At 64.1% G+C, this 2145-nt stretch carries 3 protein-coding genes; 2 read left to right on the forward strand and 1 reads right to left on the reverse strand.

Annotated elements, in window-relative coordinates; translation table 11 throughout:
* Nucleotides 1-744 (forward strand): alkaline phosphatase D family protein (locus B2W55_RS18015; RefSeq protein ID WP_291532263.1); only part of this gene is annotated, 744 nt, incomplete at its 5' end.
* A gap of 38 nt (nt 745-782) precedes the next feature.
* On the opposite strand, the gene B2W55_RS18020 is transcribed toward B2W55_RS18015, so the two are convergent.
* Nucleotides 783-1160 (reverse strand): response regulator, encoded by a 378-nt coding sequence (locus B2W55_RS18020; RefSeq protein ID WP_024583169.1) that lies wholly within the window; start codon nt 1158-1160, stop codon nt 783-785.
* A gap of 198 nt (nt 1161-1358) precedes the next feature.
* Between B2W55_RS18020 and B2W55_RS18025 the strand changes: the two genes are divergently transcribed.
* A complete protein-coding gene (locus B2W55_RS18025; RefSeq protein WP_024583168.1) occupies nt 1359-2123 on the forward strand; it encodes a Crp/Fnr family transcriptional regulator in 765 nt (254 codons plus the stop codon).
* The last annotated feature ends 22 nt before the right edge of the window (nt 2124-2145 follow it).

The following is a 2145-nucleotide window of genomic DNA, read 5'->3' on the forward strand; positions in this document are numbered from 1 at the left end:
GCCGCGCGCGCGGCCAAGGCGTTCCACGAGATGTATCCGATGCGCGAAAGCATCGTCGAGCCCGGCCGCGTCTATCGCACGCTGAGCTACGGTCCGCATCTCGACGTGTTCATGCTCGACGAACGCAGCTATCGCGGCCCCAACGGTCCGAACCTACAGGAGACCTACGGCCCCGACGCCTACTTCATCGGACCCGACCAGATGGCCTGGCTGAAACGCGCGCTGCTCAACTCGCGCGCGACCTGGAAGGTGATCGCCTCCGACATGCCGCTGTCGCTGATCGTCTATGACGATGCCACCAACAAGAAGGGCTCGGAAGCCTTCGCGCAGGGCGACGGCCCGCCGCGCGGCCGCGAGCTCGAGATCGCCGACATCCTGCGCTTCATCAAGACCGCTAATATCGTCAACACGGTGTGGCTGACCGCCGACGTGCACTATGCGGCGGCGCATTACTACAACCCGAACAAGGCCCAGTTCCAGGAGTTCGACCCGTTCTGGGAATTCGTCTCCGGCCCGCTGCATGCCGGCACGTTCGGCCCGAACGAGCTCGACAACACGTTTGGCCCCGAGGTGAAGTTCGTCAAGGCGCCGGGCGATGCCAACCAGAACCTGCCGCCGTCGGCCGGCATGCAGTTCTTCGGCCACGTCAGGATCGACGGCAAGAGCGGCCAGATGACCGTCAGCCTGCGCGATCGCGTCGACGCCGAACTGTGGGCGATCACGCTTGATCCGAAGCCGGTGTAATCGGGTCGCGCGAACTCGCCCTGATCGCCGGGGCGAATTCAATCGAATGGGCGCCGCAGCACCGCCTCGAGCGTCTCGCTCGAACACGGCTTGGTCAACCGAGGCTTGTCGGCGAGCGATGCCGGCAGCCGGATCTCGGCACCATAGCCGGTGACGAATGCGAAGGGCACCTTCATCGCGTTCAGGTGCTCGGCGATCACGAACGTCTTCTCGCCCCTGACGAGCCCGACGTCGAGCAGCGCGAAATCCGGCGCCCGCTCGGCGATCAGTTCGAGCGCGCGGGCGACGTTCGCCGCGGTGCGCACCGTCCGCGCGCCGAAGCCGAGGATGGTGTCCTCGAAATAGAGCGAGATGATCGGATCGTCCTCGACCACGAGAACGTCGCCGGGGATCCCGGCATTGGGGGCGGATTCCATGGCTCGGCGTCCATTTCTTCGATGATGGATGAGAGACCGGATCAGGTCCGGCCGGATGGCCCGCGACCGGCGCCCAAAGCACGCCGGCTGTTCCCGCGATGAAACTTTCACATCCGTGGCCGCGCCGTCTGTGCACTAGTGAACATAAGATCGGGAACTTTTTCGGTACGATGAGCGTTGGGATTTCAGGATTTTCCAATGATTGCCAAACGAACCGAGTTGGCCGGGACGAATGACCGGCCGTTCAACAATCTGCTGCGCCGGCTGAATGCCGCCGATTACGAGCTGATATCGTCGCATCTCGCAATGGTCGAGGCCGAGGCCGGCGAGCTGCTCTACAGCCCCGGCGACGATGTCCAGATCGTGCATTTTCCATGCGGACCGAGCCTCGCCTCCTTCATGGTGGCCAACGAGGACGGGCGCGATGTCGAGACCATCCTAGTCGGCCGCGAGGGCGCGGTCGGCGGCATCGTCAGCCAGGGATTCCTGCCGGCCTATACCCGCATCACCGTCAAGTTCGGCGGACCATTCATGCGGCTGCCGCTCAGCAAGCTCGATGCCGCCAAGCTGAAGTCGATCTCGGTGCGCAACATCTTCGCGCGCTATGCCGACTGCATGCTGGCGCAGATCTTCCAGTCGACCGCCTGCAACGCGATCCACTCGATCGAGCAGCGCGCCGCGAAATGGATGATCTCGGCGATGGAGCGCACCAATGGCAACGGCGTGGTGCCGCTCACCCATGAACAGCTCTCGACCCTGCTCGGCGTCGGCCGCAGCTACACCAGCCGGGTGATTCAGAACTTCAAGGCAGAGGGCGTGCTGGAGACCCGCCGCGGCGCGATCGTGATCCGAGATCCGGACAAGCTGCGTCTGCGCTCCTGCCTGTGCAACGAGGCGGTCAAGGACCATTTCGAGGAGGTGTTGCGCGGGGTCTATCCCAGCGAGGACAACCCGGCGAACTAAAGCGTTTTCGAGCGAAGTGGAT

The organism is Bradyrhizobium sp. UBA2491 (assembly GCF_002341725.1).
Classification (GTDB): domain Bacteria; phylum Pseudomonadota; class Alphaproteobacteria; order Rhizobiales; family Xanthobacteraceae; genus Bradyrhizobium.

Coding starts and splice junctions, on each gene's coding strand:
- B2W55_RS18025 (WP_024583168.1), top strand. CDS start 1,359: ATGATTGCCAAACGAACCGAGTTGGCCGGGACGAATGACCGGCCGTTC.
- B2W55_RS18020 (WP_024583169.1), bottom strand. CDS start 1,160: ATGGAATCCGCCCCCAATGCCGGGATCCCCGGCGACGTTCTCGTGGTC.